Below are 25,984 nucleotides of genomic sequence, written 5' to 3'. Positions count from 1 at the left end.
GTATATGACTCATCCTGCACAATTTATTAATGGTCAATGGTCACAAGGCCAAGGCACAGAATTTAATTCAGTTAACCCTGCAAATAACGACGTTATTTGGCAGGCATCAGCTGCAAGCGCAGAGCAAGTAGATAGCGCTGTAGCATCAGCACGTGAAGCATTTTATAGCTGGGCTGATAAAAGCTTTAGTGAGCGTTTAGAAATTGTAAAAACCTTTGCTGCAACATTAAAAGAGCACAGTGAAGAGCTAGCGGTTGCTATTGCACAAGAAACAGGTAAACCACTTTGGGAAACACGTACTGAAGCGGGCGCTATGGTAGGTAAAATTGCCATTGCTGAAAAAGCATTTTTAGATCGTACAGGTGATGTTGAAAACGCCATGCCGCAAGGTCGTGCGATGATCCGTCATAAGCCACATGGTGTTGTTGCTGTATTTGGTCCTTATAACTTCCCTGGGCACTTACCAAATGGCCACATTGTACCTGCACTTTTAGCTGGTAATACTGTGGTATTTAAACCCTCTGAACTTACACCTATGGTGGCTGAGCTAACCCTTAAACTATGGGAAAAAGCCGGTTTACCAGCAGGGGTTATTAACTTAGTACAAGGTGAAGTAGAAACAGGTAAAGCATTGGCGTCACACAAAGGCATTGATGGTTTATTCTTTACTGGGTCTTCACGTACGGGTCATATTTTACATGAACAGTTCGCAGGTCAACCAGGCAAGATTTTAGCACTCGAAATGGGTGGTAATAATCCGCTAATCGTTAAAGATGCAGAAGATACCCTCGCTGTAGTGCATGATATTGTGCAGTCTGCGTTTATCTCAAGCGGCCAACGTTGTACGTGTGCGCGTAAACTGTTTTTACCAACAGGTGCTAAAGGCGATGAAATTTTAGCGCGCTTAATTACAGCGACTAAGGCAATTAAAGTTGGTAACTACGACGACGCTGATCAACCATTTATGGGCTCAATGATATCAGCGGCCGCAGCGGCTGGTATGGTTAAAGCACAAGATGAGTTAAAAGCCATGGGTGGAGAAGTATTAGTTGAGCTTGAGCACACAGCAAATACAGGTTTTGTTACACCGGGTATTATTGAGTGTACAAATATTAATGACTTCCCAGATGAAGAGCATTTTGGTCCACTTTTAAAAGTATTCCGCTTTGACGATTTTGACCAAGCGATTGATAAAGCAAACGACACTAGCTTTGGTTTATCAGCAGGTTTACTAAGTGATAACCAAGCTGATTACGATCATTTCTTACGTCGTATTCGTGCGGGTATTGTTAACTGGAACCGCCCAATTACAGGTGCATCAAGTGCTGCACCGTTTGGTGGTATTGGTGCCTCAGGGAATCACAGAGCAAGCGCTTATTACGCTGCCGATTACTGTGCATACCCTGTTGCGTCTGTGGAGCTTGAAAAAGTAACCATGCCGGCAACATTAAGCCCAGGCTTAAAAATAGATTAAGTACTCTGAACGTTAGTTAAGTACGACTTAATTAGTATAAAAGCAGCTTCGGCTGCTTTTTTTGTATTGCAATCTCACAAAGCTAGCAATTATCAGTGCTTTCTGCTTAAATTAAGCATCAGTAATTGCGAGGTAAATAAACAATGGTTTTAAACAGGCAAGGGTACGATGATTTAATAATGTACCTAACTCAGAATTTAGCGATGTTTGAGAAACCAGGCGAAATAAAGCCCGGCGCACCAACCGTTATTGAGTTAATTGAAGATGTCATTGCCGAAAATGTGATACTCATTTGCCAACAGCATCCTGACCTTTCTACTGAGCAACGTAGCCAAATTGTACGCGAAGTTGATGGTATTGTTTACGATTTACAAGAAGTACTTAGTAGTGTGACTTCCCACACTGTTACAGTCGAACAGCATGCTTTTATTGACGAGTTTGCTGGGCTAGTCAAAAACTTATTTGATAACGCAATTAATTAATAGTCCCCCTTTAAAAACCACGCTTTATTCGCTATTAAATTTTAAATGCGCGTGAGTGTTTGCGTGTAATGAATATAAATTATTGAGATAAAACAATGCAAGCAAATGTAAAATGGGTTGAAGGTAATACGTATATAGGTCGCTCTAACAGCAACCATAATGTGGTATTTGATGCGGGCAGTGATGGAGCTGCACCGAGTCCAATGGAAATGGTACTGATGTCTGTTGGTGGTTGTTCCTCGGTTGATGTTGTTAGCATTTTAAAAAAAACCAAACAAGACTTCTCATCAGTTGATGTGCAGTTAACTGCTGAGCGAGCAGAAACAGCCCCGCGCGTGTTCACTAAAATTAATTTACACTTTGTTGTAACTGGTAATAATGTCTCTGAAAAACACTTAGAACGAGCGGTTTCGCTTTCCGCTGAAAAGTATTGTTCTGTTGCATTAATGCTTGATAAAACAGTAGAAATTACTCATAGCCACGAAGTTGTTCAAGATCAGGGAAAATAACGCTTTTTCCGTGAGTGAAATTCGTATAAAATCCGCGAACTTTTCATTCTGCAGGTGCAGATTTCACTAATTTATAGGTTGGTTTATTATGAACAAACCCTTCGATAAACTTAAACTTCATGGCTTTAATAATTTAACCAAAAGCTTAAGCTTTAGTATTTACGATATTTGCTATGCAAAAACAGAGCAACAACGTAAAGAATACATAGAATATATCGATGAGCAGTATAGTGCAGATAGACTAACCGACATTTTAGGCGATGTGGTTGATATTATTGGTGCCAATATATTAAACGTTGCACGTCAAGATTACGAGCCACAAGGTGCCAGCGTAACTATTTTAGTTTCAGAAGAGCCGGTAGAAGAGCAGCAAAATTATGATGCTGATGAAGCGCCAGGACCATTACCTGACTCAGTGGTTGCACACCTTGATAAAAGCCATATATGCGTTCACACATACCCTGAAGCACACCCTGATGATGGCATTTGTACTTTCCGTGCGGATATTGAAGTATCAACCTGTGGCATTATTTCACCACTTAAAGCGTTAAACTTCTTAATTCATAGTCTTGAGTCTGATGTGGTAACGATTGATTACCGTGTACGTGGCTTTACCCGTGATGTAAACGGCGTTAAACATTACATTGATCATGCAATTAATTCGATTCAAAACTTCATGACAGAAGATACCAAAGAAGCGTACCAAATGATGGACGTGAACGTGTATCAAGAAAATCTGTTCCACACCAAAATGATGTTAAAAGAAACCGATTTAAACACCTATTTATTTGGTATTTCTACAGATGATTTGTCAGATGATGAAGAAGAAGAAATTCGTTCAAAACTGACGCGTGAAATGCAGGAAATATTCTATGGCCGTAATCTGCCAGATACAGAATAATAGCAACGCATTAAATAAAAATGGCGCTCACTGAGCGCCATTTTTGTATGTGTTGTTTAATGCTACTTAACGAGTAATAACTCGGTTTGTCGGCCATTGAGATACCACACACCGGTTTTATCAAACATGGCATCTTCTTCTAGCATTATTCTTATTTCTTTATTCCACGGTTTTATAAACACCGCATTGTTAAGCTCAATAGAATATGCCGTGTTTAAATGCAGCGGGTAATCGCCATCCCCCGGTACACCTTGCTGTGAGTCCCACATACCTAAAGTAGTGCCAGCTGCATGACCATGGTAGCCAAGCGGGTGAGTATAAATAGTGGGCTTTAACCCCTGTGCAATGGCTTTTTCGCGGGCGGCTTTTAAAACCTGATTACCTGTTTTACCAGCTGTAAATTCAGCTGTAAAAATGTCTTGTAGCTTATTACCCTTTTTTAACGCATCAACTAGGTAATTGGGAGCTCTTGTCTCGCCTGGTTTTAAAACATACGCGTGTTGTTGAGTGTCGGTATTTAAACGCAAATAATTAATGCCAAAATCGACATGTAATAAGTCGCCTGCTTGAATAACATTATCGGCATAGCCGTTGGTAAAGCTGTCTTCATGGTCGAACGATTTGCTGTCGGCGCGTTGTATTGCAATGCTAGGATGAAACCACGTTTGCAGCTTAAGCTCCCTTACCCGCTCTCTAAACCACCACACTAAATCGTCGCTGGTTGTCTCTCCAACCGTAATAGTATTACTGGAGAATCCCTCAGCAATAATATGATGGGCAATAGATACAATATGCTTATACATATCTACTTCTTCGGGAATACGTTGTTCAAGCCATGAAACAGCCAGCGGCTCGGCTGATATTATTTTGCTTTGATATGGTTTAGGTAGGGTAGACATTAATTGTTTATAATCGCCCAGTACCAAGCCATCGGCATGAGCCCAGTCTGTTGATGTATTAAGGGCAATATTTCGTGGTTGGTATTGCTCAATTAGCTCATTAAGTGCACGCCACTGATTGGGCTGTGCTTGCTTATCCCAGGCCTTTTTAAACACACTTCCTATTTTGTAAGGCGCAATTGCAAAGGCGTCAACACCGCCTTGTTTGTTAACTGCAAATAATAAAATAGTGGTGCGCCTTGCCGAAAGCCATGTAGCAGGCAGCATGGTTTTTAATATCGGGTCTTCATTATATTCGCGGCTTATCATTAGCCACATATCTATATTGTGTTGCTGCATTAATGTGGGCAATAACGTTTTAATACGTTTTTCGGTAATGCTATCGATAAACGCGGCTCTTTCCTTCATTGATAGAATAGTAGGGGGCTCAGCGGCTTTAATTACAGGGCTAAGTAGTATGAGTATAAAAGTGAGTAAAAAAACGTATTTATTGTTTTGCATGGCTGGCTTATTTTTTAGACGAATATATAAGCTAACATTGCACAAACAATAATATAAACAAATCATTTGCGATAAACCGCAGGCACAAAAAAACCCAGCAAAATGCGCTGGGCTTTTGTAATAAATACTGCTTAGCTAAGCATGCTGTACAGTAACGCAAATACAGCTAATGAGCCAACAGCCAGTACAAATAAGGTACTTAAACGGTTACGGTATTTTTGTAAGCTGGGCACTTTGTAAACTGCAATCATTGGCATAATGAATAAAATCATCGCAATGATTGGGCCTGATAACTGATCCATCATATCTAGTATGCTTGGGTTTTTAACCGCGCAGAACCAAATAGCGAAAAACATCAGTACCGCACCCACTTTATCAGCCACTTTAGGGCTCATGTTTGAGTGTTTAGTCACTAACCCAGTAAAGCTTTCGCGTGCCCCTAAAAAGTGACCTAAAAACGACGACATAATCGCAATAAAGGCAACCAAAGGCCCCAGCGTTGCAATAAATGAGTTTTCTGTAATATTAGCCAAATAAGATAAAACAGAGACGTTTGCCGCTTTTGCTTCAGCCATTTGGTCACCGGTAAGCGATAACACACATGAGAACACAAATAACAAAACAAAGGTGATCAGTAATAAGCTGGTACGTTTTAGAATTGCTTCAGACTTAGACGTTGCTATGTCACCATAGTGACTGCGTTGCTTATTAACAAAGCTTGAAATAGCCGCTGCATGGCTAAACGAAAATACAATAATAGGAATTGATAACCATAGTGTTTTACTAAAGCTACCTAGCTCAGGCAAGGCTGTATCGGGCATTTGCCAGCTTGGGATTAAATACAGAGACAAAAAGAACAAAATACCCACAAGTGGATAAACTAAAATAGCAAAGGCGCGCAGCATTAAGCGTTCACCGCCCATCATTAAGCCAATCATTAGCGCAACTAAAATACCCGATAAAACAACGCGTGACGGCGACTCCATCCCTAATTGATTGACCATAAAGCTGTCTACCGTATTGGTTAAGCCGACACCATAAATAAGCAAAATGGGGAAAATCGATAAAAAGTATAACAAGGAGATCAGCCGACCCGCGTTTACGCCAAAGTGTTCTTCTACTACATCAGTAAAATCAGCCTCTTTATTTTTTGACGATAATACAAAACGCGCCAAACCACGGTGTGCCAAAAAGGTCATAGGAAAGGCTAAACACGCCATAATAATCAGCGGCCAAAAACCACCAATACCAATATTAATCGGTAAAAATAAAATACCAGCACCCACTGCGGTGCCAAAAAGGCTCAGTGTCCACTGCGTATCATGCAGGTTCCATTTTGATTTAGACGTGTGTGCGTCTTGTGCTGGTGCATTTGAAAGCGTTGCACCTTGAGATGTTGTCATGTGTGTGTATCCATTATTTATCATAATAATTGCGCCGAAGAATATAGTTTTTAACCACACATTTCATGTGTTTTTATGTCGTGGATATAAATTTGTTGTAGCGTATTAGTTACTGACTGTCACGAATATGAAACAGTGCTCAAAAGGCAAGCAATTAGCGCGGGAATATGCCGCGAAATGAGTGAATAATCAGCATGATTGGTGTGAAAGGCGGGACATACAGTCTGAAAAGTTATTTTCAAGTCAATGTGTACTTGGTATAGATTAACTCAGTGAATGATTGATAAGTGTACTTATGAGAATTGAGAATGCTTGCTCACTTTCTTGGCCAGTTAATTTATAGCTAACAACTCAAAACGGGTTTTATCCTGTAATATTGAAGCCATTAATAGGAACTTCATAAGAGATTTTTTCTAAACTCGGTTATACTTTCTACAATTTAATAAGCCAAATGAAGTAAATAGGCCGCTAATTGCAATGAGCAAAGACATTCTTTTCCATACTATTTTTGTGCACGAAACCAGTAAAACATGGGTTGTATTTGTCCATGGCGCAGGGGGGAGTTCGGCAATCTGGTTTCGTCAGCTTAAAGCTTATAAAAAAGAATATAATGTGTTGTTGCTTGATCTTCGTGGTCACGGTAAATCTAATGATCTATTACAAAACTTTGTTGATAATAATTACTCATTTAATAATGTCTCTAAAGACATTATCGATGTGTTAGATCATAACAATATCACCAGCGCACACTTTGTTGGTATTTCATTGGGCACAATTCTTATTCGAAATATTGCAGAAATCGCCCCGCAATATGTTTCTAGCATGGTGCTAGGTGGGGCGGTTACTCGTTTTAACACTCGTAGTAATACCTTGGTTTATTTAGGCAATACCTTTAAACACTTGTTGCCTTACATGTGGCTGTATCGTTTATTTGCTTTTATTATGATGCCGAAAAAGCGTCATAAAGAGTCTCGACTTTTGTTTGTTCGTGAAGCAAAACGCTTGTGCCAAAAAGAGTTTATAAAGTGGTTTAAATTAGCCATGGACGTAAACCCCTTAATGCAGTATTTCAAAGAAAAAGACATTGATATACCCATTCTTTACATTATGGGTAAAGAAGATCACATGTTCCTTGGCCCGGTTAAAGAAATGGTTAAGCGTCATAAAAATAGCGTACTGCAAACTATTCACCAATGCGGCCATGTTTGTAACGTAGAACGCCCAGACTTATTCAATCAACACTCGCTTGCTTTTATCGCCCAACAAAATCGTTAGGGGTTACCGCTTTTAAAAAGTGTTTAATTAATGGTAGGTAATTAGAAAAACTTATAACCGATATTACTAGCAAACTGGAGTAGGTCATTCTTTTGGACTTTTATCGAAAACTAAAAACAAGGCCTTACTCCATGTCATGCTTTTTTACACATAGTAGAATACCTCGCTTAAATATAATTGGTAATTATTTACACAGTTTGCTACTAATAGATGTTCACAAAATAAGAACGCGCTCATGTGAACTATAAGGGTGTAATTTGAGCAAGTTACTAGAATGCAGGGAAGTGTGTGAGAATATGTTTAGTTTTAATATCATTACTTCTTAATGGGTGCTCTCCAATTTGGGAGGAGCAACCTTATAAAGTGTATTACATTGATGATACCAAAAGGTTAGGTTACAGCCTTGGTCAGAGCGCATATATTGGGCGACTCGATGAACTAATAAATATTAAATCTAACGAAAAATATATTTCGGCTTATGCTTGTCCGAATAAGGTTTGTGCTTTTTACTATATTGATAAAGCCAAAGATAACAAGTTTGCTGAACACAACGAATTTGTTTATGGACCATACACAAAAGCTTAATTTTCAGCGATAACTAAAAAATTAGGGTTACCGACTATAAATTCCATCGCTAACAACGCAATTTAATAAAGGCTAAAAACTTTACTTAGATTTTCACAGGCTACAACACGTCCAAATCTTTTAACTAAAACGCCTATTAAGTTTTATAAATAAAGAACTTAAAGAAAAAATAAAGGCGGTCAGTATGGATAAAAAGAAAGCCATTGTTATATTATTCGGTATTTTATGGTTTGTGTTAGGAGCTACTTTTTTCATAGGTTTTGAGTCAGTAGAAAAGTTGTTGTTTTGCGTGTTTGTATTTTTCTTTTGTTATAGATATATCTATGCATTTATATTAAAAAGAAGTATTTATGCACCATATACCGGTGAGGAAATTTCTCCTACTGAAGGTAATTTAATAAAGCGGCTCTTTATGCTGATTATAGGCATCGGTGCGTGTACCTATTTTACTTTCTTTATCTCTTAAAAAGCATACTTGACCAAAAGCCTGAACAAACCCTAATAGAAAAAGTTATATTATCACTTGGTATGTTCATAACCTTGCTGTGTTTTAGTGCACTTTATCATTCGTGGACAAGTTCTTGTTTAGTGCGAAATAGCGAGGATGGTTAACGGGTACTTGTTGGGTTTCGTTCCACTCAACCCAACCTACGGTGTTTAGGTTTACATCGAGCTGCTCGTGGCTAACAGCTCGAAGCTCTTAGCTTTTATTCTTCCACCGCACTCACCACAAAATACGGATTCAAGTATTCATCTTTGGTGTTGTAAATAAGTGGGCTGCCATCGAGCTTAGTTACTTTAGCGCCGGCTATTTCGGCAATGGCATGGCCCGCGCCTGTGTCCCATTCGCAGGTTGGGCCTAAGCGGGGGTAAATATCAGCACTGCCTTCGGCGACTAAACACAGTTTCAGTGAGCTGCCTTTTGACACCATTTCAACCTCATCAAAGCGTTTTACAAATTCAGCTAAATCGGGGGAAGGGTGCGAGCGGCTGCCGACTACACGAATGAGGCCTTTGTTAGGCTTAGTGGTGACTTTAAGCTCGATGCGCTCATCGCCTTTGTCTTTAAAAGCACCAATGGCTTCAGCGGCTATGTACGATACACCTAGCGCAGGGGCATCAACCACAGCTAAAACTGGTTTGCCGTTTTCGATTAGGGCAATATTAACGGTAAACTCGCCGTTCTTTTTAATAAATTCTTTGGTGCCATCAATTGGGTCAACCAGCCAATAGCTTTTCCATGTTTGGCGTACGTCCCAACCAATATCGGCGCTTTCTTCACTCAATACGGGAATGTCTGGGGTGAGCTTTTTTAGTCCGGCACTAATGATTTTATGAGCTGCTAAATCGGCGTCGGTTACGGGGCTTTCATCAGCTTTGTATTCAACGTTAAAGTCTTTGTTGTAAATACCCATAATCGCGCTTCCCGCTTCGCGAGCGAGAATAAGGGTTTCTTCTAGCAGTTCAGTTTGGTTCATTAGATGGGCCTATAGTATATGCTGATGTTTTAGATACGTTATCAGTTGAGCTACCGATTGGTCTAGGGTGTTTTTACTGGTATCTAAAATTATTTCAGGATTAACTGGCGGCTGGTAAGTAGAATCAATCCCGGTAAAGTGTTTAATTTCACCGGCGCGCGCCTTTTTATATAAGCCTTTTGGGTCGCGACTTTCACACACCTCAAGAGGGGTGTCGATGAATACCTCGATAAATTCACCCTCATCAACTAACTCACGAACCATGTCGCGCTCAGATTTAAAGGGAGATATAAACGCAGTAAGGACTAACAAACCAGCGTCAACCATTAGCTTGGCGGTTTCGCCTACGCGGCGGATATTTTCAACGCGATCGGCATCACTAAAGCCTAAATCTTTACATAAACCATGGCGTACATTGTCGCCATCAAGTAGGTACGTGTGCGCACCTTGCTGATTGAGTGCTGCTTCTAGTGCATTCGCAACGGTACTTTTACCTGAGCCAGAAAAACCAGTAAACCATAAAATAGCCGGCTTATGCTTTTTTTGTTCGCTGCGCTGTACTTTAGTGGTGGCGTAATTATGCCAAACAATATTGTTATCCATTTGCTGTGTCTCTTTATGCTATAAACGCGGGCATTAAAACGGAAATACCAGCGGGATCAAAGTCAGTACGGTGATTGAATAAATAATAGAAAGCGGTAGCCCCATCATTACATAGTCTTTTAGTCGGTAGTTACCCGCGCTATAAACCATTAGATTAGTTTGATAACCAAAAGGTGAAATAAAGCTGGCTGAAGCGCCAAATGCAACCGCCATAATAAACGGTAAAGGTTCTACGTTAAAGCCAATGGCTAATGAGTAGGCAACCGGAAACGATAGCGCTGCTGCGGCATTATTAGTGATTAATTCGGTAAATAATACGGTCATTAAAAAGATAGCGATAAACGCGCCATAAGGGCCAAAGTCGCCTAGCACTACAAACATAGCGTCTGATATTTGCCCAGCAAGGCCAGTGCCTATCATCAGCTTGGCTAAACCTATGGCACTACCTACTACGGCAAGTAACTCAATAGGAAAGCGGCGCTTTATCTCGCTCAGCTTAATAGTACCACACAGCATTAGGCCAATAAGTAACACTAACAAGCCTTTAACCAGCGGTACTGCACCTAAAATACTTAATCCCAGCACACCCGCAAAGCTTAACAGCACAATATTTGATTGCTTTGCACCGAGGTGGGTTTGTAAATCAAGCCCTGAAATATACACAAACTCGCGTTTTAAGTTAGTTAAGTCATAAAAGCTTTTACCAGGGGCGAGAATGAGTGAATCACCCGCTTGTAATCGCACTTGTCCAAGCCCGCCTTGTAAGCGGTCATGCCCACGGCGAATAGCAATAACGGCCGCATGAAATTGTTCTCTAAAGCGGGCTTCTTTTACTGTTTTACCAATTAACTTAGACGACTGACTAACGACAACTTCAACGAGGTGTTCTATGTCTTTTTCGTGTTTGTCGTGCACCACTTTTAAGCCATCAAAGCGAGTAAGCAAAGGTACCGATTTTATGTCGCCCACAAACAGCAGTATGTCGTCTTGTTGAATAATATGTTGCGGAGTAACGGCGCAAATACGGTTGCCATCACGAATAATTTCAGCCAAAAACAAGTCTTTTAAATCGCGTAAACCGTTTTCTTCTACGGTGCGGTTTATTAGTTTAGAACCACTTTGTACTTTCCCTTCTAAATAAAAAGGCACCACCTCTTGGCTATTTTTACCATTGTCGGGCAGGCATTTTAGCATCACTAAAATAGTGATTAAGCCAATACTGAGTGCGCCCAAACCCACCAAGGTAAAGTCAAAAAAGCCCAGTGGCGCCATACCGGCATCTACTGCAAAACCATTTACAATTAAGTTAGTAGAGGTACCAATAAGCGTAATCGTCCCCCCTAAAATAGCGGTGTACGACAAGGGTAACAGCAGCTTTGAAGGGGAGTGATTTGGGTTATCCTTTATGGCGGTAATTAAAGAGGCAACCACCGCAGTATTATTAGTAAACGACGATAAAAAGGCGGTAGAAAGCCCTAATTTAGTTACTGACTTAACTAAACTACCACTGGATAACGATTTAGCTAAGCGTTGAATAAGTGTGGTTTTTTCTATCGCTATCGACACTAAAATTAATAACACTAAAGTAATTAATGATGAGTTAGTGTAATTAACCAGCATGCTTTCTAAATCTATTAACCCGGTTAGGTAGCTGGTGCCTATGGCACTAACAAATAACCATGCAGGATTAATACGGGTGCCAAACAGGCACCCGACTAAAAGCAACATAATGCCTGTTAAAATGAGCTGTTCTACCATGCTTTAAATGTTCCTAACAGGCGTTCATTAACGTTATAGCTTTGAGATATCAAGCGCTTGCCAATGCGGGAAGTGCTTGCGTACGAGGGCATTAAATTCAACTTCAAAGTCGCTAAATTGTCCCGCGTTTTCTTCACTTTGCAGTACCTGTTCTATCATTCCCGCTGCAACCGTTAAGTTTGATAAACGATCAATAAGAATAAACGAACCGGTTTCATGATTATGATGGTACTGATCGGCTAAAATAGTCTCGGTCAGCTCCAGTGTCACAATCGCAATTTCGTTTAACTGCAATGAATCTGCACTGCCATGCTCTAGCGTGTTTACATCAATTGTGTGATCAATTTTTGTGACCATGGCCGAGGTGTTTTTACTGCCAAGCTTAAGGTTGTAGCTTTTACCGAGTACCAATGGTGACTCGTGCATCCACACAATTTTAGCCTGTAATTGGTTGGTTACTTGAGCTTGCGAATTCGCAGGTACAATAACGTCTCCTCGGCTAATATCTATTTCAGTGTTGAGGGTCACTGTAATTGCTTGGCCAGCTTCGGCGGTGTCGAGGTTGCCATCAAAAGTAACAATTTCTTTAATATGTGATGTTTTACCTGAAGGCAGTACCTTCACTTCATCACCTACACGTAATTTACCTGATGTAAGCGTGCCTTGAAAACCCCGGAAGTTTAGATTAGGGCGTACCACGTATTGCACCGGAAGACGCGCTTCAAAACCGGTGTCAATTTCAGCTGCTGGTGAGTCTTCTAACAGCTCAAGCAGCGGCTTGTCGGTGTAATAAGGAGTATGAGCAGAGCGGGTTACAACGTTATCGCCTTTAAGCGCCGACATAGGCACAAACTTAATGTTTGATACGTTAAGTTGCTCGGCAAATTTTAAATAATCAGCTTTAATTTTTTCATAAACCGTTTCGTCAAAATCAACAATATCCATTTTGTTAACCGCAACCACAAACTGCTTAATACCTAATGAGTCACAAATAAAACTATGACGTTTAGTTTGTACCTGCACACCATAACGTGCATCCACTAAAATAATGGCAACATCACTGGTTGATGCACCGGTAACCATGTTACGGGTGTACTGCTCATGCCCTGGGGTGTCGGCAATAATAAACTTACGCTTAGCGGTTGAGAAATAACGGTATGCTACGTCAATTGTTATGCCTTGCTCACGCTCAGCTTGAAGGCCATCTACTAACAATGCTAAATCAAGCTCTTCACCGGCGTTACCCACTTTTTCGTTATCTTTATGAAGCGCGGCTAGCTGATCTTCATAAATTTGGTGACTGTCGTGTAATAGGCGGCCAATGAGGGTTGATTTACCGTCATCCACACTGCCACACGTTAGCATGCGCAATAAGCTTTTATCTTGTTGACGTGCTAGGTAAGCGTCTATACCAATTTCTTTTACTTCATTAAATGTATCGTTATTTAGGTTAGACATTAGAAATACCCCTCACGTTTTTTCTTCTCCATAGAGCCTGCTGAGTCATGATCGATCACTCGACCTTCGCGTTCAGATGACGATGAAAGCAGCATTTCTTCAATAATTTCGGTTAGATTGCTGGCTGTAGATTCAACTGCGCCGGTTAGTGGATAACAGCCTAAGGTTCTAAAGCGAACCGACTTCATTTGCGGTACTTCACCTTCATTAAGCGGCATGCGATCGTCATCAACCATAATTAGCGTGCCATCGCGCTCTACCACTGGGCGCTCTTTAGCAAGGTATAGTGGCACCATTTCGATGTTTTCTTGATAAATGTATTGCCAAATATCTAGTTCAGTCCAGTTTGATAGTGGGAATACACGAATGCTTTCACCTGGGTTCACTTGGCTGTTATAGGTATTCCAAAGCTCAGGACGTTGGTTTTTAGGATCCCAGCGATGGTGTTTATCACGAAATGAGTAAACACGCTCTTTAGCCCGTGATTTCTCTTCATCACGACGTGCGCCACCAAATGCGGCATCAAAACTGTACTTATTTAGCGCTTGCTTTAGCCCTTGAGTTTTCATGATATCGGTATGTTTACCCGAACCATGCGTGAATGGGCCTACACCCATTTCGATACCTTCAGGGTTTTTGTGCACGATTAAATCAAAGCCGTACTCTTTAGCTAAACGGTCGCGAAACTCAATCATTTCACGAAACTTCCAGTTGGTGTCTACGTGTAATAACGGAAACGGAATTTTTGCAGGGTAAAATGCTTTACGTGCTAAATGCAAAAGTACCGATGAATCTTTACCGATTGAGTAAAGCATAACTGGGTTCTCAAACTCAGCGGCGACTTCGCGCATGATTTTGATACTTTCAGCTTCAAGTTGCTGAAGGTGAGTTAAAGCCATTGTTGGTCGTCCTACTAAAATGATTAAATTAAAATCTGTTAAATTACGCTACGTCTGTCAGCGGTTGGGCAAAGCTACTGATCTGCGCTTTTTCGCCAAACCAGTGTAATTCTTGATGCAGCGAAGCCACTTCACCAATAATCAGTAAAGCGGGCGAAATTATTTGATGCTGCTCAATTAACTGTGCTAATTGGTCTAACTGTCCTGTGACAACACGTTGATTTTTACGGGTGCCGTTTTCAATAATTGCCACTGGTGTTGTTGCTTCTCGCCCATGTTTTAATAGCTCAGCTTGGATATGCGGCGATTTAATCACCCCCATATAAATAGCCAGTGTTTGGTTTTTTTGAGCAAGCGACTGCCAATTAAGCTCTTGGCCTTCCTTTTTACAGTGACCAGTAACAAATTGAATAGCTTGAGCATGGTCGCGATGCGTTAAAGGAATACCTGCATAGGCACTACAGCCTGCGGCCGCTGTTATACCTGGCACTATTTGGTAATTTACGTTATTGGCTGCCAGTACTTGTACTTCTTCGCCACCACGGCCATAAATAAACGGGTCGCCCCCTTTAATACGGCATACTTTTTTACCTTGCTGCGCTAAATCAACTAGCATCTGATTAGTATCTTCTTGCGCTACGCTATGATCGCCTAAGCGTTTACCCACACAAATTAAATCAGCATCGCGGCGCACTAATTCCATAATTTCATCGGAAACCAAGTAATCATATACCACCACATCGGCTTGTTGCATTAGTTGCAATGCTTTTAGGGTGAGTAGCTCCGGATCCCCAGGGCCTGCACCCACTACGTATACTTCGCCTTCTGGTTCAACTTTGGCATCTAGCATTTGCTCTAATTGTTGCTCAGCGCCATGGGTGTCACCGGTTTGGACTTTACTCACTACTGATGAATCAAATACGCCTTCCCAAAACTGGCGACGATCGGCAAAGTGTTTAAAGCGCTGTTTTACTTTATGGCGAAAGCCACCGACTAAGTTGGCTAGCGGGCCAATATGCTGCGGGATAAGTGTTTCGAGCTTTTCGCGTAAACGCCGTGCTAATACCGGCGCGGTACCTGCGCTTGAAATCGCAATGGTAATTGGGTTGCGATCAACAATAGAGGGGAAAATAAAGGTACATTTAGGTTGATCATCCACCACGTTTACAAACACATTACGGGCATTGGCGAGTTCAAATACCGTATTGTTAACTTCATCATTGTCGGTGGCGGCAATAATCAAAATTTTGCCATCAAGATGTGACTCTTCAAAATAGGCATCTATTAATGTTACTTCATTGTTGTGAGCATGTTCTTTTAATTCATCACAAAACCATGGGGCAACTAAGGTTACAGCGGCACGCGCTTTTAAGAACGCGCGGCATTTTCGCAAGGCAACCTCTCCACCGCCAACTACCAATACTGGCTTGTTGTCGAGTTTGGTAAAGATAGGTAAATATTGCACTGAGTAACGCCCCTAAAAGAGATAATAAAGTGTGTAACGCAAAGGCAGAATATAGCGGCTATTGATAAGTAAAAAATAATTAAATCTTAGTTGATATACTTAAAAGTTATATGAATCATGTTTTTTAGGTCTAAATCGTATTTAGTAAGGGGTAGAGTGACATTTAGTATAAAAAACGCGCTTATAGTGTTTGGTTATGAGCTATAGCAAGATTAAGCTATGATACTTATATAGTTTAAGGTTTCTAAAATTTCATGGGCATAAAATGACAAATAACATTCAAAACGCCATGCTAGCTGTTAGTTTAATGGATTTAACCAGTTTAAACACCGATGATAGTCAAGCTAGTATTAATGCATTAGTAAACAGTATTGATCCTAAGTTAGGCACGCCTGCTGCAGTTTGTGTGTTTAGTGAATTTGTAGATGATGCAAAAATAGCACTCGCTAATCGGTTATTGAGTCATGTAAAAGTGGCCACAGTGACTAACTTTCCTACAGGTGATGCGCCACTTAATGAAGTGCTTAATGAAACACTAATAGCTATAGAGCGTGGGGCCGATGAAATTGACTTAGTCATTCCTTACAAAGCACTTATAAAAGGTGAAGCTGATACGGTGCTGGAATACGTGAGTGAAAGTAAAAAAGCATGTGGTAGTCGCGCTAAACTTAAAGTGATTATTGAAAGCGGTGAGCTAAAAACACCTGCACTTATTGCTCAAGCAACCGAGCTTGCTATTCAAGGGGGAGCTGATTTTGTAAAAACCAGCACCGGTAAAGTTGCGGTTAACGCCACGCTTGAAGCAACTGAAATTATGCTTAAAGCTATTAAAAAGTCATCAAAACCAGTTGGCTTTAAGGCCGCTGGCGGGGTAAAAACCTCAGTAGATGCCAATGCTTATATGCAACTAACAACTGAGATTATGGGCCATGATTATTTAGCTCCAGAGACATTTAGGTTTGGCGCTTCATCGTTGTTAAATGACGTTTATAAGGTATTGAATGAAACGCAGCAGTGATGCCGAAAAACAACAATTAGAGCACGATGCAGCTAAGTTGTTTTTGCGATGTTATGAACAGCAAACGGGAATTCATATGCGCCATATTTGGCACAATGAACCAAATAGACCCGATGTAAGCTGTTATCAAGCAAATGAGCAACTCGATATAGAAGTAGCGCATTTATACGCTAGTGAAACCGAAGCAATGGCCGTGCTAGGCCGACCACTGTCGATACAAATGCAACGTGACTTAGCTGACATGGCTCAACAGCCCAGTGAGCACCGACTGCAATCAGCATTAGGACGATTGCTCAAACAAAAAGCGACTAAGCGTTATTACTCAAAACGTACCTGGTTGTTAATTCGTAACGCCAGTACCATTTGGCATAAGAGTGATTTTGAAGCGGTAATAAAAAAAGTAGCCTTTCCAAAAACCCATCAATTTGAGCAAATTTGGTTGTTATGTGATTTTTATCGCGGTGAGTTATTACTAGTAGATTAAAAGCGGCTGGAGGATAGCCGCTTTCTTGATTTAAATTGAATTGTATTGATTAGTTAAATTGAAACATGCTGCCTAAGCTTTCAAGCCCTGATTTTTGAGTTTTTGCTAAACATTTTGTGTCATCTAAAGATTTCTTTGTTGTTTCGTCGGCAAGGCCTGTTACTTTTAAGCTCTTTTCTTGTTGATATTCGCGCAGTGCTAATACAGTTTGGCGGTCGTATTCTACGTCTTCAGTCTCAAATTCTTCATAATTAGGTTGGTTTTTTAAATACCCTAAGCAAACCAAGTTCATACGAGACATTGCCAAATCCATTTTTTCGTAATGTGGCATTCTATGATTCGGCACATCGACAGCTACAGACGCTGTTCTTTTACTTGTTACTTTTGGCGGTGGTGGCGCTGTATAGCCTGCTGCAAGCGTGTTGTTTTGGTTATAGCGATAGTAGGTATCTGGAATCTTAGTTTCTAAAAATTCAACGGCTTTAATTATTACTTCTCGTAGTGCCTTTTCTTTTGGGGTGTCTGACCAACCGCTAAGACTTCCTCCAACGAGTGCGCCACCAAAGTTAGTCGCTGCGCTAGTAAAGTCAAAATCTTTGCTGCCACCCTCAACGCTAGTAGCGGCGAGAATACGTGAAGTGCGTGTATCAATTAAGCGTAGGTCAATAGCCATATGCGATCCAGAAAAGCCAGCTGAAACAGAGCTAAACACATCACCAATAAAACCGCCCGAACCAACACTTGCACCTGAACTGTCATCATCAAACTCGGTAACCGCTGCAACGACTACAATCTCAGCGCCTTCAATTTCGCCATACGCTGCACCCGATTGTGCACTCACTCTGCCTGATACAGCTAAATCTTGCTCCGAAAGCACAGCGTCTAGTGCTTGGCGCTCCAATACAATAAAGCGATTAGTGCCAACAAGTGCAGTGGTAAGTTGATCTGCCATACCTTCACCGATCTCTTTTCGCCACCATCTAGAGTTATTCGACTTATCAGTGAAACGCGCCACAGCTATACGTGCTTTAGGGCCATTGTATTGCTGTTTGCTTACTTCATTAATGTCAGGCGAGTTTTGATTTGAGGTAACGTTTGTTGAGGTGCTTTGGCATGCGCTTAAGCTGGTTATTAATGCTGTGGCAAGTAGCGTTTTTTGTATGGATGAGAGCATAGGATTTTCCTTAATTTATCTGCTTAATTACATTTGTAGTTATTTTTTTAGCAATGGCTAATTAAGGTTAATTTAAATAAATCAGTAGCTTAAAAATAGTACTCAGGCGAAAGCTTTGAGTACACACGCGAAGCTAATTACTTTTACATGTTTGCGCTTCTCTGTATTGTTTTGGTGTAAGTGAATATTTGGCTTTGAAACAACGGGCAAAGTAACTTTGAGAACTAAAGCCGGTGTTATCTGCAACTAAACCTATGGTTAAGTCGCTATCAGTTAATAATTTTGCTGCATATTCTAAGCGGGTATTGCGAATGTAATCGCTGGGTGTAATGTCAAAAAGTGCTTTCATTTTTAATTGCAGTGCACGAGGGCTCAAACACATTGCACTGGCAAACTCTTCGACGCTAAACAGTTCATTTTGGTAATTTTCACGCAAAATTGTTTTTAAGCGTTCTGTAAACGTGTAATCTTTATTCTGCTCTATTTGTGCATCTAAGGTCACAGCATGTGCTTGGGCTGATAACTGTTTTATTAGGTGCTTATTTAACGCATCACGAATGCCTAATAAGCCATGAACCCGACTTTTTAATAATGATGCTTCAAAGGGTTTACACAGGTAGTCATCGGCCAGCAAATCAAGCCCCTTTATTCGACTGCGACTGTCTGCTTTGGCAGAGAGTAATAAAACAGGGATATGATTAATAGAGATATCTGAGCGAATGGCACTGAGAAGTTGATATCCATCCATCGTAGGCATCATTACGTCACTGAGCACTATATCGGGCATTTGAGTTTGGCACAGCACTAGCCCTTCTTCTCCATTATTAGCGGTGAGGCAGGTGTAGTTATCACTAAATAATGAAACCAGTAACTCACGCATTTCTTCGTTATCTTCAACAATGAGTAGTTTTTTGTTGTTTTCTACCAGCATAGTTTGAGAGGACGCTAGTTGTTTATCCGTTAATAAGTTATCTGATTCACACAATGGCAACGTGACTGTAAAACAACTTCCTTTGTTTATTTTACTGGCTAATGAAATTTGCCCGTCGTATTGCTCTACAAGCTGCTTAACCAGCGCGAGACCTATACCACTGCCTGTTTGGTTGTGTGTTGCAATACGAGTAAAGCGTTCAAAGATAAGCGCTTGCTGGTGCTCTTCAATACCAATACCAGTATCAGATACCGTTATAACAACATTATTGTTTGTGTTAGAAAGCGTTAGATTAACGGTTCCATCTGATGGGGTGTATTTAAGTGCATTGGTCAATAAATTATCAATAATAGATAAAGTATGTTTAGTTTCTAAATTTATGTAACTAGGCTGTTGCGTCGTGTCTTTAAAGGAAAAATTAATATTTTTTTGGGCAAACAAAATAGCAAAGTCGTCTACTATTTGCGCTACAAAAGGGCTTAAAGAATAAGCGGATACATTCTCTGTAGCCGAACTTGGACGCTGACTTAACTGTAATAACTCATTGATTAAATTAAGAAGGCGGTGCCCGTTGCGCTTAATTATAGAAACTTGTTGTTGTGCTTGAGCACCAAGTTGTTGCTGTTGTAAGTTTTCTACTGGCGCTAAAATTAAGCTCAATGGCGTTTTAAGTTCATGACTAATGTTATCTAAAAATTGGGTCTTTAGTTGATTGAGCTTTCTTTCTTGTTGAATGAGTTGCTCTGCGGTTTTAGCTCGATAGCGTGACGCTAAAATTAACCATGTAATAATCAAAACTATTATAAAATAAGCCGCATAGGCTAATTGCGTTTGCCACCAAGGAGGCGTTACTGTCAGCTTTAGCATAGTGTGAACTTTGCTCCATTGCCCGTATTGATCTTTTACTTTTAATTGTAATTGATAGTTACCTGCACTTAGCTGTGAATAGTTAACTTGTCGTTGGCTTGCATCGGTATAGATAAATTGCTTATCTAAACCATTTAGCTTGTAAGCATACTGATATTGATTAGTCGATGAAGCGTTATTAACGGCGGCATATTTAAAGCCAATGACCCCTTGGCTGGTTGGAAAAGAGAGTTTTTTAGTATGGTTTATTAGTTTTGCGGGCTGTTTTTGATCTGTTAGATAGTTTTTTGTTTTACTTGCTTGGTTGTAAATTAATAGCTCAGTTAATACTGGGGTTGGGGATGAAGTACTCAGTTGCAGTTTACTAGGGTAAAACTGATTAAAGCCATTGATTCCGCCAAAAAATAGCTCGCCATCAGGTGCTTGAAAAGCGGCACCTAAAATAAACGAATTATGCTGCACGCCGTCACGAGGTAAAAAATGCTGCATAGCTTGATTCGTGGGATTATAGCGAGTCAGTCCTTGGTTACTGCTTAGCCATAAGTAGCCTTTGCTATCATCTTTAATGGCAAAAATATTATCGTTTAGTAATCCATCATGTTCGGTAATGTAAGAGATTTTTTGTGTTTTTTTATCAAGGCGGTTTAAACCACCAAAGGTACCCACCCATAAAGTATCGTTATTTTGCAGGTGCAAAGAGGTGACCATATTATGGCTTAAACCAGTTTGCGATGCCTGATTGGCGGGGTAATGAGTAAATGATTCATCTTCCATGCTTAGATAATCTAAACCTGCACGCGTCCCGACCCATAATCCGTTTGTATTTTTATCAAAAAGCAGAGTAAACACGGTATTGTTAGCAAGACTATTAGTCGAGTCGTCGTGCTTGTAATGTTGAACCTCTAAGGTGTCGGGATTAAAGCGTGTTAAACCTTGATTGCTACCTAGCCATAAATTTCCTTTAGGATCGCTCGTTATCGCATAAACACGATCGCTGCTAAGCTGATGGCTTTGCATTGTATAGGTAATAAAATTATCTTCAGTTGGTTTATATTGCAGTAATCCGCCGCCATAAGTGCCAATCCAAAGTCGCTGCTTGTTATCTTCATGTAGGCTAAAGACATTATTATTGGTTAGGCCGCTTTGTAATTTTGAGTTAACTTTATAGTGCTTAAAACCTGTGTCGGTTTGTTTGTTTAAACCGTCACGAGTACCAACCCATAATTGGCCTTGTGTATCTTTGAGTAGAGCGCGAACAAAATTATGACTAATGGTATTGTCATCATCGCTCAAGTGCTGTTGATGCGAAAATTGATTTTGCTTTTTATCATAACGTTGTAACCCATAGCCATCTGTACCAATCCAAATGATACCGAACCGATCTTGATAAAGTGACAATAGGTAATCATTAGCAAGCCCATTTAGTTGCTGCTTATTGTGCGGTATGTGCTCAAAGTTATTTTTAGATGTACTTTGCTTTGTTTTGTAAAATAAACCTTTACCATAACTTGTTAGCCACAAGGTATCGGTGTCGTCAACTAAGATATCGGTGATCCATACACCTGCAAACTGAGCAAACTCCCCAAAAGCCTCTGTTTTAGGGTTAAATAGGCTAAGCCCTTGTTTGCTTGCTACTAATAGCTGCCCTTGTGCATTTAATTGCAGCCGCCATAAATTTTTATGACTTCCTGCAATGTGATTAAAGGTTTTATGCTTTGGGTTAAACTTAATTAATCCTTCGTTGGTTGCTAACCAGACATTTTGTTGTGTATCTATAACAATATCTTGTATGACTGTATTAGCTTGCTCGGGGCTATTATAGCTAAACGACTCTACTTCATTCTTGACTATATTTAGACGCGTTAACTTTCCATGTTCATGGCCTAACCAAATATTATTGAGCTTATCTGGCGCCAGTGACCATATACGGTTATCAGTAATCGCTAACTCAGTTTGTGTATTAAAAACCTTAAATTGACCGGTTTGAGTATCAAGTAAGTTTAAACCATTACTGGCTGTAGAAAACCAGATAGAATGAGGGCCGCCAGCAAGGCAATCGGTGACCCAGTTTCCTGAAATACTAGCCTCAGTAGGGTGAGACTTGAAGCGTTTAAACTCATAACCATCAAAGCGATTAAGACCGCCTTGTGTTGCAAACCAATGAAACCCTTGCTCATCAGTGATGCTGCATGTAATGGAATTTTGCGATAATCCTTGCTCACTCGAAAATGTATCTAAGTGAATAGGGCGGGCAATAAGCATGCTATGAAACAAGCAAAAAAAACTTAAAATGAGGGTTTTGAATAGGGGGTGAAGTAAAGGCACTGGCTTCCTTGTGCGAACAGTATTCCTAAAATTGGAACAATCATAAACTGCTTTTTTAATAATGTTAAGTTTGATTTTTACAGTCGCCAGAGAGATTTTAAGTTATGGGTATCTTTTTACTCTTGTGTTAATGAATTGCGTAAGTATAATAGGCATCCACTTTGCAGGGGCGTAGTTCCAATTGGTAGAACAGCGGTCTCCAAAACCGACGGTTGGGAGTTCGAATCTCTCCGCCCCTGCCAATTTTTACAAAGTGAGCAAAGTCTAGAACTAAAAATCGGTTTAAGTAAGCTTGTTTTTAAGTTTAGATTTTAATGGATTAACCCTGTCGACGTGCAGGGTTGTTGTGTCTGTAGTTAAGGTAATAATATTATGAGCACGAATGTGGAAACACCATCAAGTGGGATGGATGCGGTAAAGTGGCTTGTGGCAATTGTGCTACTTGCAGGCGCAGTAGTTGGTAATTATATGTATGCAGATCAGTCTGTATTATTACGTGCTATTGGTGTTGTTGTTGCCGTTGCAGCGGGTTTAGGCATCGCAGCAGTAACTGAAAAAGGACGTACCTTTCTAGCTTTTGCAAAAGAAGCACGTATTGAAGTACGTAAAGTAGTTTGGCCAACGCGTCAAGAGACAACGCACACGACATTAATCGTAATGGTTGCAACAGTGATTATGGCATTAATCCTTTGGGGATTAGATGGCATATTATTCCGCGCTGTAGGCTTTTTAACTGGATTGGAGATCTGATCCCATGTCGGATGAGAATAACGAAAAGAAACTACGTTGGTACGTAGTACAGGCTTTCTCAGGTTATGAGAAGCGTGTTGCTCAAACTTTATTAGAGCACATTAAAATCAAAGGTCTAGAAGATAGCTTTGGTGAAGTATTAGTTCCTACTGAAGAAGTCGTAGAGATGCGTGCTGGTCAAAAGCGTAAATCTGAGCGTAAATTCTTCCCAGGTTACGTACTAGTACAAATGGATATGAACGATGCAAGCTGGCACTTAGTAAATAGCACTGAACGTGTTATGGGCTTTATTGGTGGCACATCAGACCGTCCTGCGCCTATCAGTACTAAAGAAGCTGATCGTATTCTTAACCGTCTACAAGAGAACGCAGAAGCGCCTAAACCAGCAACATTATTTGAGCCGGGTGAAGTGGTTCGTGTTACTGATGGTCCATTTGCAGACTTTAGTGGTGTGGTTGAAGAAGTTGACTACGAAAAGAGCCGCGTTAAAGTGTCGGTACTTATTTTTGGTCGTTCTACGCCAGTTGAACTTGAATTTGGTCAAGTTGAACAAGATAAGTAATTGATTTAAAGCGTCGCGTCAAAAGTTTTTAAATTTTTGGCACGAAGCTTGAAAAAGGCCGCTGATTAACTTATAATCAGCGGCCTTTTTGTATTCAGGGAAAACCTTTGTTTAACTGTTTACTAAAAAGTGAGAAACCAATTTTTAAACTGGGAAGCCGCTAGAGTACGCGTCCTCGCGCGCACAAGGCTAAGACCCACCTAATGAGGTATTTATAATGGCTAAGAAAGTTGAAGCTCTAATCAAGCTACAAGTTGCTGCTGGTATGGCTAACCCTAGTCCTCCAGTAGGTCCAGCACTAGGTCAACACGGTGTAAACATCATGGAATTCTGTAAAGCGTTCAACGCACGTACAGAATCTATCGAAAAAGGCGCTCCAGTTCCTGTAGTGATCTCTGTTTACGGCGACCGTTCATTTACGTTCGACATGAAAACGCCACCGGCTGCTTACTTACTTAAGAAAGCTGCAGGTATCAAATCTGGTTCAGGCCGTCCTAACACTGAAAAAGTAGGCACAGTAACTCGTGCTCAACTTGAAGAAATCGTTGAGACAAAGAAACCAGACCTTACAGCTTCTGATTTAGAAGCTGCGGTTCGCACTATCGCAGGTTCTGCGCGTGCGATGGGCTTGAACGTAGAGGACTAAGATAATGGCTAAATTAACTAAACGTATGCGTACTATCCGCGAAAAAGTGGAAGTAACTAAAGATTACGAAATTAACGAAGCAGTTGCTCTTTTAAAAGAACTAGCAACAGCTAAATTCGTAGAAAGTGTTGACGTTGCTGTTAACCTTGGTATCGATGCTCGTAAATCTGATCAAAACGTTCGTGGTGCGACTGTACTACCTAACGGTACTGGTCGTGACGTTCGTGTTGCTGTATTCACTCAAGGCGCTAATGCAGAAGCTGCAAAAGAAGCCGGTGCTGAATTAGTAGGCATGGAAGATCTTGCTGAACTAGTTAAGAAAGGCGAGATGAATTTTGACGTTGTTGTTGCATCACCAGACGCTATGCGTGTTGTTGGTCAACTAGGTCAAATCTTAGGCCCACGTGGTCTAATGCCAAACCCTAAAACTGGTACTGTAACACCTAACGTTGCAGAAGCAGTTAAAAATGCGAAAGCAGGTCAAGTGCGTTACCGCAATGACAAAAATGGTATCATCCATACTACTATTGGTAAGGTTGATTTCACTGCTGAGCAGTTACAACAAAACCTTGAAGCTCTAATTGTTGCACTTAAGAAGGCTAAACCTTCTCAAGCTAAAGGTGTTTACTTGAAGAAAGTAACTATCTCTACAACAATGGGCGCAGGTGTTTCTGTTGACCAAGGCACTTTAAGCACAGTTGTTGCTTAATTGAGTGTTTACATGGCGTGAAATTTGTACTATAATTTCGCGCCATTTTGCTGATTAATTTAGTTAATCGCAAAGTAAAGAATTCGGGTTGAAGTCCATAATTTCGAAGCGCCTTCGGGCAACGCGATAAATTGGGCTTCCGTCCAAGACCGTAGGCGGCTTCGGCCTTAATATTACCTACGTAGACGGTGTGAATCCCCAGATAGATTTTTCCTAATCTTCTGGCTCTCGCCGTAAAAAGCATCTCCATCTTTATTGATGGGGAAGAGTAAAACAGGGAAGCCGATGTACGGCAACCCATTAAACCAGGAGTAACACCCATGGCTTTAAATCTTCAAGGCAAAAAGGCAATTGTTGCTGAAGTCAACGAAGCAGCCACTGGTGCTCTATCTGCAGTAGTTGCAGATTCTCGTGGTGTAACAGTTGGTGCAATCACTGCCCTTCGTAAAGAAGCTCGCGAAGCGGGTGTTTGGATGAAAGTTGTCCGTAACACTCTAGCTAAACGTGCTCTTGAAGGAACAGACTTTGAATGCCTATCTGATTCATTTGTTGGTCCAAGCTTAATCGCTTTCTCATCAGAGCACCCAGGTGCTGCTGCGCGTATCTTTTCAGACTTCGCGAAAAAGAATGAGAAATTTGAGCTTAAAACGGCCGCTTTTGAAGGTAATGTAGTAGATGCAGCTATGCTTGCAACTCTACCTACATACGACGAAGCTGTTGCACGCTTAATGAGCGCTATGAAAGAAGCGTCTGCTGGTAAATTGTGTAAAACAATTGAAGCAGTACGTGTACAGAAAGAAGAGCAAGCTGCTTAATTTTAAGCTGTTT

24 protein-coding genes and 1 tRNA gene are annotated in these 25,984 nt (G+C 40.7%); 15 read left to right on the top strand and 10 right to left on the bottom strand.

Annotated features, from left to right (window positions below; translation table 11 throughout):
- The first annotated feature begins 4 nt into the window (after positions 1-4).
- The 4 genes from astD to speD all read left to right on the top strand — a co-directional run bounded on the left by astD (position 5) and on the right by speD (position 3,366).
- A complete protein-coding gene (astD, locus tag BW139_RS09295; protein ID WP_008108437.1) occupies positions 5-1,474 on the top strand; it encodes a succinylglutamate-semialdehyde dehydrogenase in 1,470 nt (489 codons plus the stop codon).
- Between the two features lie 143 nt (positions 1,475-1,617).
- Complete coding sequence (locus BW139_RS09290) at positions 1,618-1,956, top strand: DUF3802 family protein (RefSeq protein WP_008108438.1); 339 nt, start codon at positions 1,618-1,620, stop codon at positions 1,954-1,956.
- 95 nt (positions 1,957-2,051) lie between these two features.
- Positions 2,052-2,465 carry an OsmC family protein gene (locus tag BW139_RS09285; RefSeq protein ID WP_008108439.1) on the top strand — a complete coding sequence of 138 codons (414 nt, stop codon included), beginning with the start codon at positions 2,052-2,054 and terminating at the stop codon, positions 2,463-2,465.
- An 88-nt stretch (positions 2,466-2,553) separates the two neighbouring features.
- The gene (speD, locus tag BW139_RS09280; protein WP_008468810.1) at positions 2,554-3,366 is read left to right on the top strand and encodes an adenosylmethionine decarboxylase; all 813 of its coding nucleotides are present in this window, start codon (positions 2,554-2,556) and stop codon (positions 3,364-3,366) included.
- Positions 3,367-3,428: 62 nt separating this feature from the next.
- On the opposite strand, the gene BW139_RS09275 is transcribed toward speD, so the two are convergent.
- Positions 3,429-4,766 carry a M24 family metallopeptidase gene (locus BW139_RS09275; RefSeq protein WP_076919449.1) on the bottom strand — a complete coding sequence of 446 codons (1,338 nt, stop codon included), beginning with the start codon at positions 4,764-4,766 and terminating at the stop codon, positions 3,429-3,431.
- Positions 4,767-4,897: 131 nt separating this feature from the next.
- Positions 4,898-6,169 (bottom strand): aromatic amino acid transport family protein, encoded by a 1,272-nt coding sequence (locus BW139_RS09270; protein ID WP_008108442.1) that lies wholly within the window; start codon positions 6,167-6,169, stop codon positions 4,898-4,900.
- Positions 6,170-6,646: 477 nt separating this feature from the next.
- Here BW139_RS09270 and BW139_RS09265 point away from each other — a divergent pair, with 477 nt between their 5' ends.
- The 3 genes from BW139_RS09265 to BW139_RS09255 all read left to right on the top strand — a co-directional run bounded on the left by BW139_RS09265 (position 6,647) and on the right by BW139_RS09255 (position 8,495).
- The gene (locus BW139_RS09265) at positions 6,647-7,444 is read left to right on the top strand and encodes an alpha/beta fold hydrolase (RefSeq protein WP_036955729.1); all 798 of its coding nucleotides are present in this window, start codon (positions 6,647-6,649) and stop codon (positions 7,442-7,444) included.
- A 363-nt stretch (positions 7,445-7,807) separates the two neighbouring features.
- Positions 7,808-8,029, top strand: a complete 222-nt coding sequence (locus BW139_RS18525; protein ID WP_254844959.1) for a hypothetical protein — start codon at positions 7,808-7,810, stop codon at positions 8,027-8,029.
- Positions 8,030-8,213: 184 nt separating this feature from the next.
- A complete protein-coding gene (locus tag BW139_RS09255) occupies positions 8,214-8,495 on the top strand; it encodes a hypothetical protein (protein WP_008468821.1) in 282 nt (93 codons plus the stop codon).
- A gap of 241 nt (positions 8,496-8,736) precedes the next feature.
- Here the strand turns inward: BW139_RS09255 and cysQ are convergent, their stop codons facing one another.
- From cysQ to cysG, 6 genes are read right to left on the bottom strand one after another with little or no spacing between them, the layout of a single operon-like run.
- Positions 8,737-9,507, bottom strand: coding sequence for a 3'(2'),5'-bisphosphate nucleotidase CysQ (cysQ, locus tag BW139_RS09250; protein WP_076919447.1), 771 nt, complete (start codon positions 9,505-9,507; stop codon positions 8,737-8,739).
- 9 nt (positions 9,508-9,516) lie between these two features.
- Entirely contained in the window at positions 9,517-10,110 is a 594-nt protein-coding gene (gene cysC, locus BW139_RS09245; RefSeq protein WP_076919446.1) for an adenylyl-sulfate kinase, read from the bottom strand.
- Between the two features lie 33 nt (positions 10,111-10,143).
- Positions 10,144-11,868 carry an SLC13 family permease gene (locus BW139_RS09240; protein ID WP_076919445.1) on the bottom strand — a complete coding sequence of 575 codons (1,725 nt, stop codon included), beginning with the start codon at positions 11,866-11,868 and terminating at the stop codon, positions 10,144-10,146.
- A 33-nt stretch (positions 11,869-11,901) separates the two neighbouring features.
- Entirely contained in the window at positions 11,902-13,326 is a 1,425-nt protein-coding gene (cysN, locus tag BW139_RS09235) for a sulfate adenylyltransferase subunit CysN (RefSeq protein WP_008468825.1), read from the bottom strand.
- Positions 13,326-14,225: a sulfate adenylyltransferase subunit CysD gene (cysD, locus tag BW139_RS09230; RefSeq protein WP_076919444.1), complete on the bottom strand. Its 900-nt coding sequence runs from the start codon at positions 14,223-14,225 to the stop codon at positions 13,326-13,328. The genes cysN and cysD overlap by 1 nt, the downstream gene beginning before the upstream one ends.
- Before the next feature lie 43 nt (positions 14,226-14,268).
- Positions 14,269-15,690, bottom strand: a complete 1,422-nt coding sequence (cysG, locus tag BW139_RS09225) for a siroheme synthase CysG (RefSeq protein ID WP_008108452.1) — start codon at positions 15,688-15,690, stop codon at positions 14,269-14,271.
- 265 nt (positions 15,691-15,955) lie between these two features.
- Here cysG and deoC point away from each other — a divergent pair, with 265 nt between their 5' ends.
- Both deoC and BW139_RS09215 read left to right on the top strand, forming a co-directional pair.
- Positions 15,956-16,708: a deoxyribose-phosphate aldolase gene (gene deoC / locus BW139_RS09220; protein ID WP_076919443.1), complete on the top strand. Its 753-nt coding sequence runs from the start codon at positions 15,956-15,958 to the stop codon at positions 16,706-16,708.
- A complete protein-coding gene (locus BW139_RS09215) occupies positions 16,692-17,192 on the top strand; it encodes a hypothetical protein (protein WP_076919442.1) in 501 nt (166 codons plus the stop codon). Before deoC ends, BW139_RS09215 begins: the two co-directional genes overlap by 17 nt.
- Positions 17,193-17,241: 49 nt before the next feature.
- Here BW139_RS09215 and BW139_RS09210 read toward each other — a convergent pair whose 3' ends face one another.
- Positions 17,242-18,366: a CsgG/HfaB family protein gene (locus BW139_RS09210; RefSeq protein ID WP_076919441.1), complete on the bottom strand. Its 1,125-nt coding sequence runs from the start codon at positions 18,364-18,366 to the stop codon at positions 17,242-17,244.
- A 133-nt stretch (positions 18,367-18,499) separates the two neighbouring features.
- Positions 18,500-22,426, bottom strand: a complete 3,927-nt coding sequence (locus BW139_RS09205) for a hybrid sensor histidine kinase/response regulator transcription factor (protein ID WP_254844958.1) — start codon at positions 22,424-22,426, stop codon at positions 18,500-18,502.
- Between the two features lie 228 nt (positions 22,427-22,654).
- Between BW139_RS09205 and BW139_RS09200 the strand changes: the two genes are divergently transcribed.
- From BW139_RS09200 to rplJ, 6 genes are all read left to right on the top strand, one after another.
- A tRNA-Trp gene (locus BW139_RS09200) sits at positions 22,655-22,731 on the top strand.
- 130 nt (positions 22,732-22,861) lie between these two features.
- Positions 22,862-23,239, top strand: a complete 378-nt coding sequence (gene secE / locus BW139_RS09195; protein ID WP_076919439.1) for a preprotein translocase subunit SecE — start codon at positions 22,862-22,864, stop codon at positions 23,237-23,239.
- Between the two features lie 4 nt (positions 23,240-23,243).
- Positions 23,244-23,801: a transcription termination/antitermination protein NusG gene (gene nusG, locus BW139_RS09190; RefSeq protein ID WP_008108460.1), complete on the top strand. Its 558-nt coding sequence runs from the start codon at positions 23,244-23,246 to the stop codon at positions 23,799-23,801.
- Positions 23,802-24,018: 217 nt separating this feature from the next.
- A complete protein-coding gene (gene rplK / locus BW139_RS09185) occupies positions 24,019-24,447 on the top strand; it encodes a 50S ribosomal protein L11 (RefSeq protein ID WP_008108462.1) in 429 nt (142 codons plus the stop codon).
- A gap of 4 nt (positions 24,448-24,451) precedes the next feature.
- Positions 24,452-25,156 (top strand): 50S ribosomal protein L1, encoded by a 705-nt coding sequence (gene rplA, locus BW139_RS09180; RefSeq protein WP_008108463.1) that lies wholly within the window; start codon positions 24,452-24,454, stop codon positions 25,154-25,156.
- Positions 25,157-25,476: 320 nt separating this feature from the next.
- Entirely contained in the window at positions 25,477-25,971 is a 495-nt protein-coding gene (gene rplJ / locus BW139_RS09175) for a 50S ribosomal protein L10 (protein ID WP_008108464.1), read from the top strand.
- The last annotated feature ends 13 nt before the right edge of the window (positions 25,972-25,984 follow it).

Source organism: Pseudoalteromonas sp. SK18 (assembly GCF_001974855.1).
GTDB lineage: Bacteria > Pseudomonadota > Gammaproteobacteria > Enterobacterales > Alteromonadaceae > Pseudoalteromonas.
The sequence above is the reverse complement of the archived record's forward strand: the minus strand, read 5'-3'. Positions and strand labels throughout refer to the sequence as shown.